The organism is Trabulsiella guamensis ATCC 49490 (assembly GCF_000734965.1).
GTDB classification, from domain to species: Bacteria; Pseudomonadota; Gammaproteobacteria; order Enterobacterales; family Enterobacteriaceae; genus Trabulsiella; species Trabulsiella guamensis.
In genome coordinates this window covers 84,974-99,304 of the sequence record NZ_JMTB01000081.1, presented here as the reverse complement: position 1 = coordinate 99,304, position 14,331 = coordinate 84,974, and the positions used below count along the sequence as shown (strand labels likewise).

Genomic DNA, 14,331 nt, shown 5'->3' with positions numbered 1-14,331 from the left:
CGTCCGTCTTTATACTGACTTCGTATAAACTTTTCTTCACATTTTAATTGGTTGCGGGGGCCGGATTTGAACCGACGACCTTCGGGTTATGAGCCCGACGAGCTACCAGGCTGCTCCACCCCGCGTCCGTGGATGCGCACTATACTCTGCTGACTTTCTGTTGCAACCTTTTTTTTAACTAAACGGTTAAGTTTGCAGGTAATTGCGCAAAAACCTGTCAGATTGTCTGTTTTGTGTGCGGAATTCCGTTTTGACTACGCCAGCGCATTTCTTTACCCCTGACGGTTTGTTATCTTCATCACGGATTCGGCTTAAGTAAAAGATGAGACATCATGAAAGGACGTTGGGCAAAATATCTGGTAACGGGAACGCTGCTGACATTACTGGCAGCCTGCAGTTCTAAACCGACCGACCGTGGTCAGCAGTACAGTGACGGCAAATTCACACAGCCTTTCTCACTGGTTAACCAGCCTGACGCGATTGGTGCGCCAATCAACGCTGGCGATTTTGCCGAGCAGGTAAATCAGATACGTGACGCCTCGCCACGTCTTTATGGCAGCCAAAGCAACGTCTATAACGCCGTACAGCAATGGCTCCGTTCCGGCGGCGATACCCGCACGCTGCGCCAGTACGGTATTGACGCCTGGCAGATGCAGGGTGCCGATAACTACGGTAACGTTCAGTTCACCGGTTACTACACACCGGTTGTGCAGGCGCGTCACACGCCGCAAGGGGAGTTCAGATACCCTATCTACCGCATGCCGCCGAAGCGCGGCCGACTGCCGTCCCGCGCTGAAATTTATGCTGGCGCGCTGAGCGATAACTACGTTCTCGCTTACAGCAACTCGCTGATGGACAACTTTATTATGGATGTGCAGGGCAGCGGCTATATTGATTTTGGCGACGGCTCGCCGCTCAACTTCTTTAGCTATGCCGGGAAAAACGGCTGGTCGTATCGCAGTATCGGTAAAGTGCTTATTGATCGCGGCGAAGTGAAGAAAGAAGATATGTCGATGCAGGCCATCCGCCACTGGGGGGAAACACACAGCGAAGCGGAAGTACGCGAATTGCTGGAGCAGAATCCCTCCTTTGTTTTCTTTAAACCTCAATCCTTCGCGCCAGTGAAAGGCGCCAGCGCTGTCCCGCTAATCGGTCGCGCGTCGGTGGCGTCTGACCGCAGTATTATTCCGGCGGGAACCACGCTGCTGGCGGAAGTGCCGCTGCTCGACAACAACGGCAAATTCAACGGTCAGTATGAGCTGCGCCTGATGGTGGCGCTGGATGTCGGCGGGGCGATTAAAGGCCAGCACTTTGATATCTACCAGGGCATTGGCCCGGATGCCGGACACCGCGCAGGGTGGTACAATCACTATGGTCGTGTCTGGGTGCTGAAAAACGCCCCGGGAGCCGGCAACGTCTTTAGCGGTTAATTGAGGTCTTATGTCTGTGGTAATCAGCGATGCCTGGCGCCAGCGCTTTGGCGGCACGGCACGTTTGTACGGTGAAAATGCACTGCAGTGGTTTGCCGATGCGCACGTCTGCGTGGTGGGAATTGGCGGTGTCGGATCCTGGGCGGCGGAAGCGCTGGCGCGTACCGGTATCGGTGCGATCACGTTGATTGATATGGATGACGTGTGCGTCACCAACACCAATCGCCAGATCCACGCGCTCGGCGGCAACGTGGGGCTCGCCAAAGCCGAGGTGATGGCCGATCGTATTCGCCAGATCAACCCGGAATGCCGGGTGAATGTCATCGACGATTTCGTCACCCCTGATAACGTGGCCCAGTACATGAGCGCCGGGTACAGCTATGTTATCGATGCCATCGACAGCGTGCGGCCAAAAGCGGCGCTTATCGCCTATTGCCGTCGCTATAAAGTGCCGCTGGTTACCACTGGCGGGGCGGGCGGGCAAACAGACCCGACGCAGATTCAGGTCGCTGACCTGGCGAAAACCATCCAGGATCCGCTGGCGGCTAAGCTGCGTGAACGGCTGAAAAGCGAGTATGGCGTGGTGAAAAACAGCAAAGGCAAACTGGGCGTGGACTGCGTATTTTCAACGGAAGCGCTGGTTTACCCGCAGGCTGATGGTAGCGTTTGCGCTATGAAAAGCACGGCGGAAGGGCCAAAACGGATGGACTGCGCCTCAGGCTTTGGCGCGGCAACGATGGTGACCGCCACCTTTGGTTTTGTCGCGGTCTCCCATGCCCTTAAAAAAATGATGGCAAAAGCGGCACGTCAGGCCTGATGCTGACGCGCAGCAGTGCTCACGGCCTCGCCCAGCGCAGTCAGCCCCTGACTGCGTGAGGCGCTGAGCTGAGCGCGAAGCCCCAGTTCGTCGAACAGTGTGAGTGGATCCTGCGCCAGCAACGCCGCCGCGCTTTTGCCTTCCACCGCCGTCAGCAATACCGCCAACAGACCACGGACGATTCTCCCTTCGCTGTCGCCAAAGAAATGCAGTTTGCCGTCGTTCGTCACTACGGTGCCCAGCCAGACGCGGTTTTCACAACCGGCGATCTCCTTCGCCTGCGCTTTCAGTTCATCCGAAAGAGCCGGCAGTTGCTTGCCCAGCAAAATCAACTGGCGATACTTGTCCTCCCACGCCTGTAATGGCGTGAAAAGCTGCTGCAATGACGTTACGGTGACGGTTGTGCCGAACGGGTGTCCGGCGTAGAGCGGGTTTGTCATTCATCCACCAGTAGTTCAAGGGCGCGGTCAACGGCGGCGACCAGCGCATAGACATCATCCTGTGTATTATAGGGCGCGAATGACGCGCGTAGCGTACCGCTGACGCCGAGTGCTGCCAGCAGCGGTTGCGCACAGTGCTGCCCGGCCCGCAACGCAATGCCGTATTCGGCGAGCAGGGTGACCATGTCGCTGTGATGTACACCATCGAAATCAAACGCCAGCAGGCTGGAATCCTGACAACGAAATGAGCGGAAACCGGGGCGTTTTGCCAGTTCCGCTTCCGCAAGCGTCGCCAGCCCACGGCTCCAGCTTTCGGCCTGCGCCAGATCCACTTCCGCCAGCCATTCCAGCGCGGCGCTGAGGCCAATCACCCCGGCGACGTTCGGCGTGCCTGCTTCAAGCCGGTAAGGCAGCGCCTGAGTTTTGAAACCGTCGAAGGTCACTTCGGTGATCATCTTGCCGCCGCCAAGCCACGGCGACATGCCTTCCAGCAGTTCGCTTTTACCGTACAGCACGCCGATGCCAGTCGGGCCATACAGTTTGTGCCCGGAAAAGGCATAGAAATCGATATCCAGTTTCTGCACATCCGCCGGGAAATGCACCGCGCCCTGGGCGCCGTCCACCATCACCACCATTCCTGCGGCATGCGCGTGGCGAATGGCCTGCGCGAGATCGGGGCAGCCGCCTGTGACATTCGACATTTGCCCCAGTGCCAGAATACGGCTGCGTGGAGTAATCAGCGCGGGCAAACGGACAACATCCGGCAGGTTATCGCTGCCCAGCGGCAGTTTGACGATGCGGGCGCCGGTCTGCTCCGCCACCATCAGCCACGGCACAAAATTGGCATGATGTTCGGCTTCACTGACGATAATTTCATCGCCCGGCTGCAGACGCGGTCGCGCATAACTTTGGGCCACCATATTGATGGCTTCGGTGGTGCCACGCGTCCAGATGATGTTTTTGCTGTCCGGCGCGTTAAGCCATTCGGCGACCCGTTCGCGGGCCGCTTCATAGCGTGCCGTCAGGCGTTGCGCTTCGGCAAACTGGCTGCGATGCACATTGCCAGCGCTCAGGCTGTAAAATTGTGTCGTCGCGTCAATCACGGCCTGTGGTTTCAGCGCGGTGGCGGCGCTGTCGAGATAGACACCGGCATCACTTAGTGCGGGGAAACGGGCGCGAAATTGCGCGGGATTAAATGCGTTCATGGAATTCCTCGTTACGATCCATAGATCGTCGCGCAATTTGCCCGCAAGGGCAAGGGGAGCAAATGTCCCTCGGAATAGTCCGGTAATTCTGGCAGGGTAAAAATAGTACGTTATGCTATAGAGTGTTAGGCGAATGTTTTAGCCTGTCAGGAAAGTCGCTTTCTATAGCATAAATAGCCAGAAGGAGAAGAACATGAACAAGACTACTGCCATTATCTCTGCCTGTATGCTGACTTTTGCCCTGAGCGCCTGCTCCGGTCCGAACTACGTAATGCACACAACGGATGGACGGGCCATCGTCTCTGACGGTAAACCGAAAACCGATGATGAGACGGGCATGATTTCGTATAAAGATGCTAACGGCAACAAACAGCAGATCAACCGTAGTGACGTGAAAGAGATGGTCGCGCTTGAGAAATAACGGTTGAAGTAGCGAAAAAAAAGCACCGCAGTTTGCGGTGCTACATTAATCACTATGGACAGACAGGGTAAATGTACAGGAAGTGAAAAGGGTAGCTTTCCTACCGTGGTCTGAATCGCAGACCAATTGCAAACACAACAACACAACATCACAACCGTAAGCCAAAAGCTCATCAGAACACGCATTCCGAAAAAAGCTCTTCGTTCCGGCTCAGGAAGTGCCGCCACTATAGGTATTTGCTGGTAGTTCCTCAACGGACAAATTATAATGGCTCAGATAAAAAAAACTAATAGGTTAAACGTTGTTTCCTGTTTGTTAAATCGAGTTAACATCTAAGCCAGAGAACCATGTCAAAGCGATTACCACCTCTGAATGCATTACGTGTTTTTGATGCAGCAGCACGGCACTTAAGCTTCACTCGCGCTGCCGATGAGCTTTTTGTGACGCAGGCCGCAGTCAGCCATCAAATCAAGTCTCTGGAGGATTTTCTGGGGCTGAAGCTCTTCCGCCGACGCAATCGTTCTCTTCTTCTGACCGAAGAAGGCCAGAGCTATTTTCAGGACATCAAAGAGATCTTTTCGCAATTAACCGAAGCGACGCGTAAACTGCAGGCGCGAAGTGCGAAAGGGGCGCTGACCGTCAGTTTATTGCCCAGCTTTGCCATTCAGTGGATGGTACCGAGACTCTCCAGCTTTAACTCAGCTTATCCGGGAATTGATGTCAGGATCCAGGCAGTGGACCGCCAGGAAGATAAACTGGCAGATGATGTCGATGTGGCGATTTTCTACGGGCGCGGTAACTGGCCGGGGTTGCGTGTGGAGAAGCTGTACGCAGAATATCTGATTCCTGTTTGCTCACCGCTCCTGCTCACTGGCGAGAAGCCATTGAAAACCCCTGCCGATCTGGCGCAACATACACTATTACACGATGCATCGCGCCGTGACTGGCAGACGTACACGCGTCAGTTGGGCCTCAATCTTAACGTTCAACAGGGACCGATTTTTAGCCACAGCGCGATGGTGCTGCAGGCGGCAATCCATGGACAGGGTATCGCACTCGCCAACAATGTGATGGCGCAGTCTGAAATTGAAGCAGGCCGTCTGGTCTGCCCGTTTAATGATGTGCTGGTCAGTAAAAACGCTTTTTATCTGGTTTGCCATGACAGTCAGGCGGAACTGGGTAAAATAGCCGCCTTCCGGCAATGGATTCTGGCGAAAGCTGCAAGTGAACAAGAGAAATTCCGCTTTCGTTATGAACAATAAACACACGATCATGCAGGCGGCAATGGGGGGCCGCTCGCATGATGAAGTGTAAATCAGTTTAGGGTAGGAACATGACAAGTCGTTTTATGCTGATTTTTGCCGCCATTAGCGGTTTTATTTTTGTGGCGTTGGGTGCGTTTGGCGCGCACGTGTTAAGTAAATCTTTGGGTGTTGTGGAAATGGGGTGGATCCAGACCGGCCTTGAATATCAGGCATTCCACACGCTGGCGATTTTCGGGCTCTCGGTCGCCATGCAGCGTCGCATCAGCATCTGGTTCTACTGGAGCAGCGTTTTTCTGGCGCTGGGAACCGTGCTGTTCAGCGGCAGTTTATACTGCCTCGCCCTCTCTCACCTTCGTCTGTGGGCGTTCGTTACGCCGGTGGGGGGCGTCAGCTTCCTCGCAGGCTGGGTATTAATGTTAATTGGTGCAATTCGTCTGAAGCGTAAGGGCGTCGTTCATGAATAAGGTTGTTCTCTATTGCCGCCCGGGCTTTGAGAAAGAGTGTGCTGCAGAAATTACCGACAAGGCCGCGCGCCTTGAGGTATATGGGTTTGCCCGCGTAAAAGAGAATGCGGGTTATGTCGTTTTTGAGTGCTATCAGCCGAAAGAGGCGGATAAACTGGCTCGTGAACTGCCTTACAGCTCGTTGATCTTTGCCCGTCAGATGTTGGTGGTGGGCGAGCTGTTGCAGAATCTTCCCCCGGAAGATCGCATCACGCCGATCGTCGGCATGTTGCAGGGTGTGGTGGAAAAAGGTGGCGACCTGCGCGTTGAAGTGGCTGATACCAACGAAAGCAAAGAGCTGATGAAGTTTTGCCGCAAATTCACTGTGCCGCTGCGCGCAGCGTTGCGCGACGCAAAAATTCTCACTCACTATGAAACACCGAAACGCCCGGTGGTGCATGTTTTTTTCATTGCGCCAGGTTGTTGTTACGTCGGGTATTCGTACCCGAACAACAATTCTCCGTTCTATATGGGTATTCCGCGCCTGAAATTCCCTGCCGATGCGCCGAGCCGCTCCACGCTGAAACTGGAAGAAGCGCTGCATGTGTTTATTCCGGCTGACGAATGGGATGAGCGTCTGGCTAACGGTATGTACGCGGTCGATCTCGGAGCCTGTCCAGGCGGCTGGACGTATCAGCTGGTGAAACGCAACATGTGGGTTTATTCGGTAGATAACGGCCCGATGGCGCAAAGTCTGATGGACACCGGGCAGGTCACCTGGCTGCGTGAAGATGGTTTCCGCTATCGTCCTAACCGCAACAACATCTCATGGATGGTTTGCGATATGGTGGAGAAGCCAGCGAAAGTGGCGGCGCTGATGGCGCAGTGGCTGGTGAACGGCTGGTGTCGCGAAACCATTTTCAACCTCAAGCTGCCGATGAAAAAGCGCTATGAAGAGGTGTCGCAGAATCTGGCATATATTCAGGAGCAACTGAACGAGCATGGCATTAATGCGCAGATTCAGGCCCGTCAGTTGTATCATGATCGCGAAGAGGTGACGGTGCATATTCGCCGTATCTGGGCCGCCGTTGGCGGGCGTCGCGACGAACGCTAGTCGGTATGATTGCCCGGTGGTGCTACGCTTACCGGGCCTACACGTAACTGCTGCAAATTCCCGTCCAGCTGTAAGTCTGTTTGCAGCTGAGCGACCTGGCGACAGGTAAACGCCATCGCTTTATGCGCTTCCAGTTTTTTGCGCCATTTCTCCGGTACCTCATTCAGGCGGGCGTAAATTCCCTCCAGATTTTCGAACTCCGTTAACAACTGCGTGGCGCTCTTCGGGCCAATCCCTGCCACGCCCGGCACTTTCGAACTGCTGATCCCCGCGAGCCCCCAGTAATCCGGCAACTGCTGCGGCGTGACGCCAAATTCGCTGGCAATAAACGGCGCATCGAGCCAGCGCTTTTGAAAATAGTCGCGAATGCGAATGGTCGGGGAGAGCAACTGACAATAGCCTTTATCGGTCGAAACAATCGTGGCCTGGTGCCCGGCCTGCGCCACTTTTACCGCCAGCGTGGCCGCCAGATCGTCAGCTTCATTACCGGCAGACTCCCAGCAACGTATGCCGCGCCCTTCAAACGCCGCCCGCAGCGCAGGCATTTCGGCATGCAGATCGTCCGGCATTGGCGGGCGTCCGGCTTTGTAATCCGGCAATAACTGGTGTCGCCAGCCGTGGCTGCGCGCGTCGTCATCAAACACGGCGACCGCGTGCGTCGGCTGGCTGTGAACCAGCAGCTGTTCCAGCGCGTGCAGGCAGGTATCCGCGCAGGGCGACCCCTGGACGGCGTGAATGCGGCGAATCAGATTTAGCGCGTCGACAATGAGCAGATGAACGGCCACGGAAATCCTCCTTGAGCAAGAGCGCTAAGGGTAACATCGTGATGTCTGTGAGGCTATTTACAGAGAATAATTCAGGAAGAAGCCTCGCAAAACGAGGCTTCTTTTGGAGTTAATCGCAGGTGACGATCTTCATTGCCAGGCCGCCGCGCGAGGTTTCGCGGTATTTGGCGTTCATATCTTTACCGGTTTCGTACATGGTTTCGATAACCTTGTCGAGGCAGACGCGCGGTTCACTGGTGCGACGCAGCGCCATACGCGCCGCGTTGACCGCTTTCACCGCGGCAATCGCGTTACGCTCGATGCACGGTACCTGAACCTGTCCGGCGACCGGATCGCAGGTCAGCCCGAGGTTGTGCTCCATACCTATTTCCGCAGCAATACACACTTGCGTCGGGCTTCCTCCCAGCAGTTCCGCCAGCCCCGCCGCCGCCATGGAACAGGCCACGCCGACTTCTCCCTGACAGCCCACTTCGGCGCCAGAAATAGACGCGTTCATTTTATAGAGCGAGCCAATAGCGCTTGCGACCAGCATGTAGCGCGCCAGTGAGTTCGCATTCACTTCCCGGATGAACTTGTCATAGTAGGCCAGCACCGCCGGGACAATTCCGCAGGCGCCATTGGTTGGCGCGGTGACCACACGACCACCGGCGGCATTCTCTTCATTTACCGCCAGCGCGAACATGTTGATCCAGTCAACGACTGCCATCGGATCACTGGTGGTTTTGTCCTGGCTTACCAGCATACGACGCAGTGCCGCCGCACGGCGCGGAACCCGCAGTTTGCCCGGCAGAACGCCTTCGGTGGTGATGCCGCGCTCAATGCCGCTACGCATGACCTCCCAGACGTTAGCAAAATGCTGCTCAAGCGCTTCTTTACTGTGCAGTGCCAGTTCATTTTTCATCATCAGGCCGGAGAGCGACAGCCCGGATTCCTGGCAATGACGTTGCAGGTCAGCTGCGGATTTGTACGGGTAAGGCACCTGCACGGGAGCGCTGTCAACCTGACCGAAATGTTCTTCGTCGACGATAAACCCGCCGCCGATAGAGTAATACGTTTTGCTGTGCACCACATTGCCGCCACTCAGAGCGGTGATGCGCATACCGTTCTCATGCAAAGAGAGGTTATCGGTATGAAAATTCATGCACTGATCGACAGGAAATTCGACTTCGTGCTCGCCGTTTGCCAGCAGCAGACGGCCGTGGGTATTCACATCCTGAATAAAACCAGGGATGGAATCGATATCGACGGTATCCGGCAGGTTTCCCGCCAGACCCATAATAATGGCGATATCGGTGTGGTGACCTTTACCGGTCAGAGAGAGCGAGCCGTACACATCGACGACCACGCGGGTAATATCATTGAGGATCCCACGTGCAATTAGGTCGTCCGTGAATTGTTTGCCCGCTTTCATTGGCCCGACAGTATGTGAACTGGAGGGACCAATGCCGATTTTGAAAATATCGAAAACGCTGATCATGATGCATCCATGGCTGAAAAGAAGTGCGCCACACACAGGTGGCGCCGGGGATTAACTTAACTGAACAGGGAGTAGAAAATCGCGGAGATGGCGATGAGGCCCATGATGACAACGAAAACGTTGCTGATGTGGCCGCTGTATTTGCGCATTGCCGGGACTTTCTGAATCGCGTACATCGGCATCAGGAACAGAATCATGGCGATAACCGGGCCGCCCAGCGTTTCAATCATCCCCAGAATGCTTGGGTTCAGCGTCGCCACCGCCCAGGTGGTTAACAGCATGAACAGCGCAGTGATTTTGTTCAGACGGCTGAGTTCAATGGTTTTGCCTTTGCTACGCAGGGACTTGATGACCATCCCGTTGAAACCTTCACGTGCGCCCAGATAGTGGCCGAGGAAGGATTTGGTGATGGCGATCATCGCGATGATCGGTGCCATCCAGGCAATCAGCGGTGCGTTAAAGTGGTTTGCCAGGTAAGACAGGATAGAAATGTTTTGCTCTTTCGCTGCGGCCAGGTCAGCCGGAGACAGGCTCAGTACACAACTGAAGACGAAGAACATCACGGTAATCACCATCATGATGTGCGCACGCGCCAGGATGCTGGAGCATTTTTTCTCTGCGCCATCACCGTATTCTTCACGTTTCGCCACGGCGAAAGAGGAGATGATCGGTGAGTGGTTGAAGGAGAAGACCATGACCGGGATCGCCAGCCACAGGGTCATCCACAGGCCATTGCCCGTGGTGGATGCGTTGCTCAGAGACAGGGTTTCCAGTGCCGCGCCGCTCCACTGTGGGATCAGGTACAGCGCCAGCAGCATCAATGCTGCCACAAACGGGAATACCAGAATGCTCATCGCTTTGACGATCATTTGCTCACCAAAGCGAACGATAGTCATCATACCGACGATCAGGATCAGCGACAGGATCGCGCGCGGCGGTGCAGTCATGCCCAACTGATGGGTAATGAAGCTGTCGACGGTGTTGGTGATCGCCACGCTGTATACCAGCAGGATCGGGTAGATGGCGAAGAAATAGAGCAGGGTAATGATTTTACCTGCGCCAATACCAAAGTGTTCTTCAACCACCTCAGTGATATCTTCGCCCGGATTTTTACCGGACAGCACGAAGCGGGTCATGCCGCGGTGCGCGAAGAACGTCATTGGGAAGGCGAGAATTGCCATGATAATCAGCGGGATCATACCGCCAACGCCGGCGTTAATCGGCAGGAACAAAACGCCTGCGCCGATGGCAGTGCCGTAAAGGCCCAGCATCCACATGGTATCCGTTTTACGCCATGTGCTTCTTTTTTCAATCGAAGCAATAGTGCTGGTTTGAGTGCTTTCCATCTGTATCTCCTGGAAGAATCAACAAAATATATTTAAAAAATAAAAATTACTGGTCTGAAATTCGTTTAATGACGTTTTTTTGATGATTTTTTACCGTCAATCTTATGGGGCCGGAAAGATACATTTAACTTATCGATGTATCAGTGATCTCGATCCCAATTGCAATAATCAGCTCCGGATATGACAGTTTTTAGACCATCGCTCTGTCTTTTTTGCCATGCCAGAATTTTATTGGCGCAAAGGCTAACACCAGCAGGATATACGGGAAAAGCACACAGGCGTAATACCGCGTTTTCATCTGCAAAAAAATGCAGAAATGGCGGTTTCTGATGACTTATCAAAATTTTGTGCGATTAACGTAGCTTAACCTGCGGCAGAAAGGCGGATTCTGGAAAGTTTAGGTAAGAAAAAGAAATGGGCGGCGCGTAAGCCGCCCGGGTGATCAGGAACAGATTTCGTAACAGGGGATGTAAGCAGAACCTGGAAGTTTCATGCGGTGCTGGGCCACGAAGCCCTGCAGTAGATCGTCCATCCGGCGCATCATTTCGCTGTCACCATGGATTTTGTACGGACCATACTGCTCAATAGCGCGAATGCCTACTTCCTTCACGTTACCTGCAACGATACCGGAGAAGGCGCGACGCAGGTCAGCCGCCAGCACTTCGACGGGTTGATCCGGGTAGAGTTTTAGGTTTGCCATGTTCTCGTGGGTCGGTTCGAACGGCTGTTGCAGATCCGGCGAGATGCGAATCGACCAGTTGAAGCTGTAAGCATCTCCGGTGTCACGGCGGTTTTCTTTCACCAGCGGCATCGCCTTTTTCATCTGACGGGCCACTTCAGCGGCGTCGTCAATGATAATGCGGTAGTGGCGACGCGCGTTTTCCCCCAGCGTATGAACGATAAACTCATCCAGCACGCGGAAGTAATCGGCACTCTCTTTAGGGCCGGTCAGGATCAGCGGCAGTACCTGATTTTTGTTGGCCGGGTTCATCAGAATGCCGAGCAGGTAGAGTAACTCTTCCGCCGTACCCACCCCGCCCGGGAAGATGATGATGCCGTGCGCGAGGCGCACAAACGCCTCCAGACGTTTTTCGATGTCCGGCATAATGATCAGTTCGTTCACCAGCGGGTTTGGCGGCTCAGCGGCGATGATTGACGGCTCGGTCATACCGATAAAACGCCCTTCTTTGTAGCGCTGTTGCGCGTGGCCGACCGCCGCGCCTTTCATCGGCGCTTCCATCGCGCCAGGACCGCAGCCGGTGCAGATGTTCAGTTCGCGCAGACCAAGCTGGGTACCGACGCGACGAGCGTATAGGTATTCGGTTTCGTTGATGGAGTGGCCGCCCCAGCACACCACCATTCCCGGTGCTTCGCCAACGTGGAGCGCGCGGGCGTTACGCAAAATCGAAAACACCAGGTTAGTGATATGCGTTGAGCTGGCGAGATCCAGATTCGGAAAGCGGACAGTGTTATGGATTTGCCCATAGACAAACAGAATGTCGCGCAGAACGGCAAACAGGTTAGCCTGCAACGCGCGGATAATGCGCCCGTCAACGAAAGCGTCTTCCGGTGGGTTAATCAGTTCAAGTTTAACGCCGCGCTCGCGGCGCAATACGTTGATGTCAAAGCTCTCGAAGCGAGAAAGCAGCTCCTGGCTGCTGTCGGTCAGGCTGCCGGAGTTAAGCACCGCCAGGGAACAGTTACGAAACAGTTGGTACAGGTCGCTGCTGGCTGTCCGTTTCAGCATGTCTACTTCCAGCTGCGACAGCATATCCATAGAGCCCAGTGGGCTAATGTGTGTAATCAAGAGAACTCCTTACGGGACAATAATCAGCTTTCCCTATGGATTACAATAGCCTCGTCAGTTCTGTTTCCACAAGGTAATGCGCGGAATTGTCCGCGCATTTTGCGTAAATATTTCTTATTGACGAGCCAGTCGTCCGGTGGCGGGGGCAAAGTCAGTGTTCGAACGCCAGGGGTTGATATCCAGACCGCCGCGGCGGGTGTAGCGGGCATAGACGCTCAGCGTTTCCGGCTGGCAGAAGCGCATGATGTCGTTAAAGATACGCTCCACGCACTGTTCATGAAATTCGTTGTGATGGCGGAATGAAACCAGATAGCGCAGCAGCTTTTCACGGTCGATTTTCGCGCCGCGATACTGGATTTGTACTGACCCCCAGTCTGGCTGATGTGTGATGAGGCAGTTGGATTTCAGCAGGTGGCTGACCAGCGTCTCTTCTGTGCGCTTGCCGCTGGCGGCACCCTGCAGGTAGTCGGCGCTGAACTGGTAGTTATCGATGTCGATATCCTGATCATCAATGCAGGTGCCGTTGAAGTGGGCGACGGGCTGCCCTTCGATTTCTTCCAGACGGTACAGCGCCACGCTGACCTTGCCCTGCGCACAGGCGCTGAGGTCGCGCTCAAGCGTAGTACGAACCGCTTCCTGGTCGGCAAAACGCGTCTGGTTAAAGCTGTTGAGATAGAGCTTAAAGCTTTTCGACTCCACCAGATTTACCGTTGTGTTGTCGAGTTCGACATGGCCCACTGCCACCTGCGGCAACCCTTTCGCATTGAGCCACGACAACTCGTAGAGCGTCCAGATGTCCGCGCCGTGGAAGGGCAGATTGTCGGCATGCAGGCCGAGAGGATCTCGATTCAGACTGCGCGGAACGCCCTGCAGCAGCGAGGCATCGTAGGTGTCGCGATAGTCGGTCGCTTTGCCGAGCGTCAGGCCAGCCAGCGCCTGATGATTTTCATAAGAAGACATGTTTCACCATAATAAAGCAGGTACACTATGGCGCAATTGTATACTGGCTAATGAGAAGAGAGAAATCGGTGGATAACCAGACTGCAGAAGCGCTTCAGGCATTTACCCAACGGTATTGCGACGCATGGCGGCGTGAATATGACTCCTGGCCGCGCAGTGAAGATCTCTACGGCGTGCCGTCTCCCTGCACGATCTCCACCACCGACGAAGCCGTTTTCTGGCAGCCGCAATCGTTTGATCTGACGCCGAATGTAAACGCGGTTGAACGCGCCCTGGACATTGTGATACAAAAGCCGCTTCATTCGTACTACACCACCCAATATGCGGGTGATATGTCAGCAACGTTTATGGGGCAACCTCTGCTGTTGCTGCAAACCTGGAGTCCGGATGACTTCCGGCGTGTTCAGGAAAACCTTATTGGTCACCTGGTCACTCAGAAACGTCTGAAGCTGTCGCCGACGTTATTTATCGCGACTCTGGACAGCGAACTGGACGTGATATCGGTGTGTAACCTGACCGGCGAGGTCGTCAAAGAAACCCTCGGTACACCGAAGCGTACGGTACTTTCCCCCTCACTTGCGAGTTTCCTCAACCAGCTTGAACCGCTTTTGTAATCCAGATTACTACAGGACTTGTGAGACATCTCTTACACGCGCTGTGAGAGATCGCCTTGAGACAGGTGAGAGACTGGCTTAAAAAAGTTATTGGTTTCTATTAATATCAATAAGTTATAATTCTTTCTATCTACTTTCATATGAAGATCGGCTTACGGATTTGTCTTACGGCGGGGTTGTAAGACGAAGCGGAATAAGCGATCCTAT

General features: G+C 54.5%; 14 protein-coding genes and 1 tRNA gene. 7 read left to right on the top strand and 8 right to left on the bottom strand.

Features of this window, described 5'->3' with window-relative positions:
- Window positions 1–48 precede the first annotated feature (48 nt).
- Window positions 49–125, bottom strand: a tRNA-Met gene (locus GTGU_RS12885).
- 207 nt (window positions 126–332) lie between these two features.
- Here GTGU_RS12885 and mltA point away from each other — a divergent pair.
- The gene (mltA, locus tag GTGU_RS12880) at window positions 333–1,430 is read left to right on the top strand and encodes a murein transglycosylase A (protein ID WP_038157677.1); all 1,098 of its coding nucleotides are present in this window, start codon (window positions 333–335) and stop codon (window positions 1,428–1,430) included.
- A gap of 10 nt (window positions 1,431–1,440) precedes the next feature.
- On the top strand, window positions 1,441–2,247 hold the full coding sequence (gene tcdA / locus GTGU_RS12875) for a tRNA cyclic N6-threonylcarbamoyladenosine(37) synthase TcdA (RefSeq protein ID WP_038157676.1): 807 nt from the start codon (window positions 1,441–1,443) through the stop codon (window positions 2,245–2,247).
- Here the strand turns inward: tcdA and csdE are convergent.
- Together csdE and csdA are read right to left on the bottom strand one after the other, a co-directional pair.
- Complete coding sequence (gene csdE, locus GTGU_RS12870; protein ID WP_038157675.1) at window positions 2,238–2,687, bottom strand: cysteine desulfurase sulfur acceptor subunit CsdE; 450 nt, start codon at window positions 2,685–2,687, stop codon at window positions 2,238–2,240. The two genes, tcdA and csdE, sit on opposite strands and share 10 nt — an antisense overlap.
- Window positions 2,684–3,892, bottom strand: a complete 1,209-nt coding sequence (csdA, locus tag GTGU_RS12865) for a cysteine desulfurase CsdA (RefSeq protein WP_038157674.1) — start codon at window positions 3,890–3,892, stop codon at window positions 2,684–2,686. Before csdA ends, csdE begins: the two co-directional genes overlap by 4 nt.
- Window positions 3,893–4,085: 193 nt before the next feature.
- On the opposite strand from csdA, the gene GTGU_RS12860 reads away from it, so the two are divergent.
- From GTGU_RS12860 to rlmM, 4 genes are all read left to right on the top strand, one after another.
- The gene (locus GTGU_RS12860) at window positions 4,086–4,313 is read left to right on the top strand and encodes a YgdI/YgdR family lipoprotein (RefSeq protein ID WP_038157673.1); all 228 of its coding nucleotides are present in this window, start codon (window positions 4,086–4,088) and stop codon (window positions 4,311–4,313) included.
- 347 nt (window positions 4,314–4,660) lie between these two features.
- The gene (gcvA, locus tag GTGU_RS12855; RefSeq protein ID WP_038157671.1) at window positions 4,661–5,575 is read left to right on the top strand and encodes a glycine cleavage system transcriptional regulator GcvA; all 915 of its coding nucleotides are present in this window, start codon (window positions 4,661–4,663) and stop codon (window positions 5,573–5,575) included.
- A gap of 71 nt (window positions 5,576–5,646) precedes the next feature.
- Entirely contained in the window at window positions 5,647–6,042 is a 396-nt protein-coding gene (locus GTGU_RS12850; RefSeq protein ID WP_038157669.1) for a DUF423 domain-containing protein, read from the top strand.
- A complete protein-coding gene (gene rlmM, locus GTGU_RS12845; RefSeq protein WP_038157667.1) occupies window positions 6,035–7,135 on the top strand; it encodes a 23S rRNA (cytidine(2498)-2'-O)-methyltransferase RlmM in 1,101 nt (366 codons plus the stop codon). Before GTGU_RS12850 ends, rlmM begins: the two co-directional genes overlap by 8 nt.
- On the opposite strand, the gene xni is transcribed toward rlmM, so the two are convergent.
- The 5 genes from xni to queF form a co-directional block, all read right to left on the bottom strand.
- Window positions 7,132–7,920, bottom strand: a complete 789-nt coding sequence (gene xni, locus GTGU_RS12840) for a flap endonuclease Xni (RefSeq protein ID WP_038157665.1) — start codon at window positions 7,918–7,920, stop codon at window positions 7,132–7,134. The genes rlmM and xni overlap by 4 nt on opposite strands.
- Window positions 7,921–8,029: 109 nt before the next feature.
- Window positions 8,030–9,397, bottom strand: a complete 1,368-nt coding sequence (locus tag GTGU_RS12835) for an L-serine ammonia-lyase (RefSeq protein WP_038157663.1) — start codon at window positions 9,395–9,397, stop codon at window positions 8,030–8,032.
- A 56-nt stretch (window positions 9,398–9,453) separates the two neighbouring features.
- Window positions 9,454–10,743: an HAAAP family serine/threonine permease gene (locus tag GTGU_RS12830; RefSeq protein ID WP_038157662.1), complete on the bottom strand. Its 1,290-nt coding sequence runs from the start codon at window positions 10,741–10,743 to the stop codon at window positions 9,454–9,456.
- Window positions 10,744–11,185: 442 nt separating this feature from the next.
- The gene (gene ppnN, locus GTGU_RS12825; protein WP_038157661.1) at window positions 11,186–12,550 is read right to left on the bottom strand and encodes a nucleotide 5'-monophosphate nucleosidase PpnN; all 1,365 of its coding nucleotides are present in this window, start codon (window positions 12,548–12,550) and stop codon (window positions 11,186–11,188) included.
- Between the two features lie 114 nt (window positions 12,551–12,664).
- Window positions 12,665–13,510 carry an NADPH-dependent 7-cyano-7-deazaguanine reductase QueF gene (gene queF / locus GTGU_RS12820; RefSeq protein WP_038157660.1) on the bottom strand — a complete coding sequence of 282 codons (846 nt, stop codon included), beginning with the start codon at window positions 13,508–13,510 and terminating at the stop codon, window positions 12,665–12,667.
- A gap of 68 nt (window positions 13,511–13,578) precedes the next feature.
- Between queF and syd the strand changes: the two genes are divergently transcribed.
- Complete coding sequence (gene syd, locus GTGU_RS12815; protein WP_038157658.1) at window positions 13,579–14,124, top strand: SecY-interacting protein; 546 nt, start codon at window positions 13,579–13,581, stop codon at window positions 14,122–14,124.
- Window positions 14,125–14,331 lie beyond the last annotated feature (207 nt).

What these genes read in the sequence shown, in the direction of transcription:
- GTGU_RS12850 (WP_038157669.1), top strand. Translation starts at nt 5,647, where the DNA reads ATGACAAGTCGTTTTATGCTGATTTTTGCCGCCATTAGCGGTTTTATT.
- csdA (WP_038157674.1), bottom strand. Translation starts at nt 3,892, where the DNA reads ATGAACGCATTTAATCCCGCGCAATTTCGCGCCCGTTTCCCCGCACTA.
- gcvA (WP_038157671.1), top strand. Translation starts at nt 4,661, where the DNA reads ATGTCAAAGCGATTACCACCTCTGAATGCATTACGTGTTTTTGATGCA.
- rlmM (WP_038157667.1), top strand. Translation starts at nt 6,035, where the DNA reads ATGAATAAGGTTGTTCTCTATTGCCGCCCGGGCTTTGAGAAAGAGTGT.
- mltA (WP_038157677.1), top strand. Translation starts at nt 333, where the DNA reads ATGAAAGGACGTTGGGCAAAATATCTGGTAACGGGAACGCTGCTGACA.
- GTGU_RS12860 (WP_038157673.1), top strand. Translation starts at nt 4,086, where the DNA reads ATGAACAAGACTACTGCCATTATCTCTGCCTGTATGCTGACTTTTGCC.
- queF (WP_038157660.1), bottom strand. Translation starts at nt 13,510, where the DNA reads ATGTCTTCTTATGAAAATCATCAGGCGCTGGCTGGCCTGACGCTCGGC.
- GTGU_RS12835 (WP_038157663.1), bottom strand. Translation starts at nt 9,397, where the DNA reads ATGATCAGCGTTTTCGATATTTTCAAAATCGGCATTGGTCCCTCCAGT.
- csdE (WP_038157675.1), bottom strand. Translation starts at nt 2,687, where the DNA reads ATGACAAACCCGCTCTACGCCGGACACCCGTTCGGCACAACCGTCACC.
- tcdA (WP_038157676.1), top strand. Translation starts at nt 1,441, where the DNA reads ATGTCTGTGGTAATCAGCGATGCCTGGCGCCAGCGCTTTGGCGGCACG.
- GTGU_RS12830 (WP_038157662.1), bottom strand. Translation starts at nt 10,743, where the DNA reads ATGGAAAGCACTCAAACCAGCACTATTGCTTCGATTGAAAAAAGAAGC.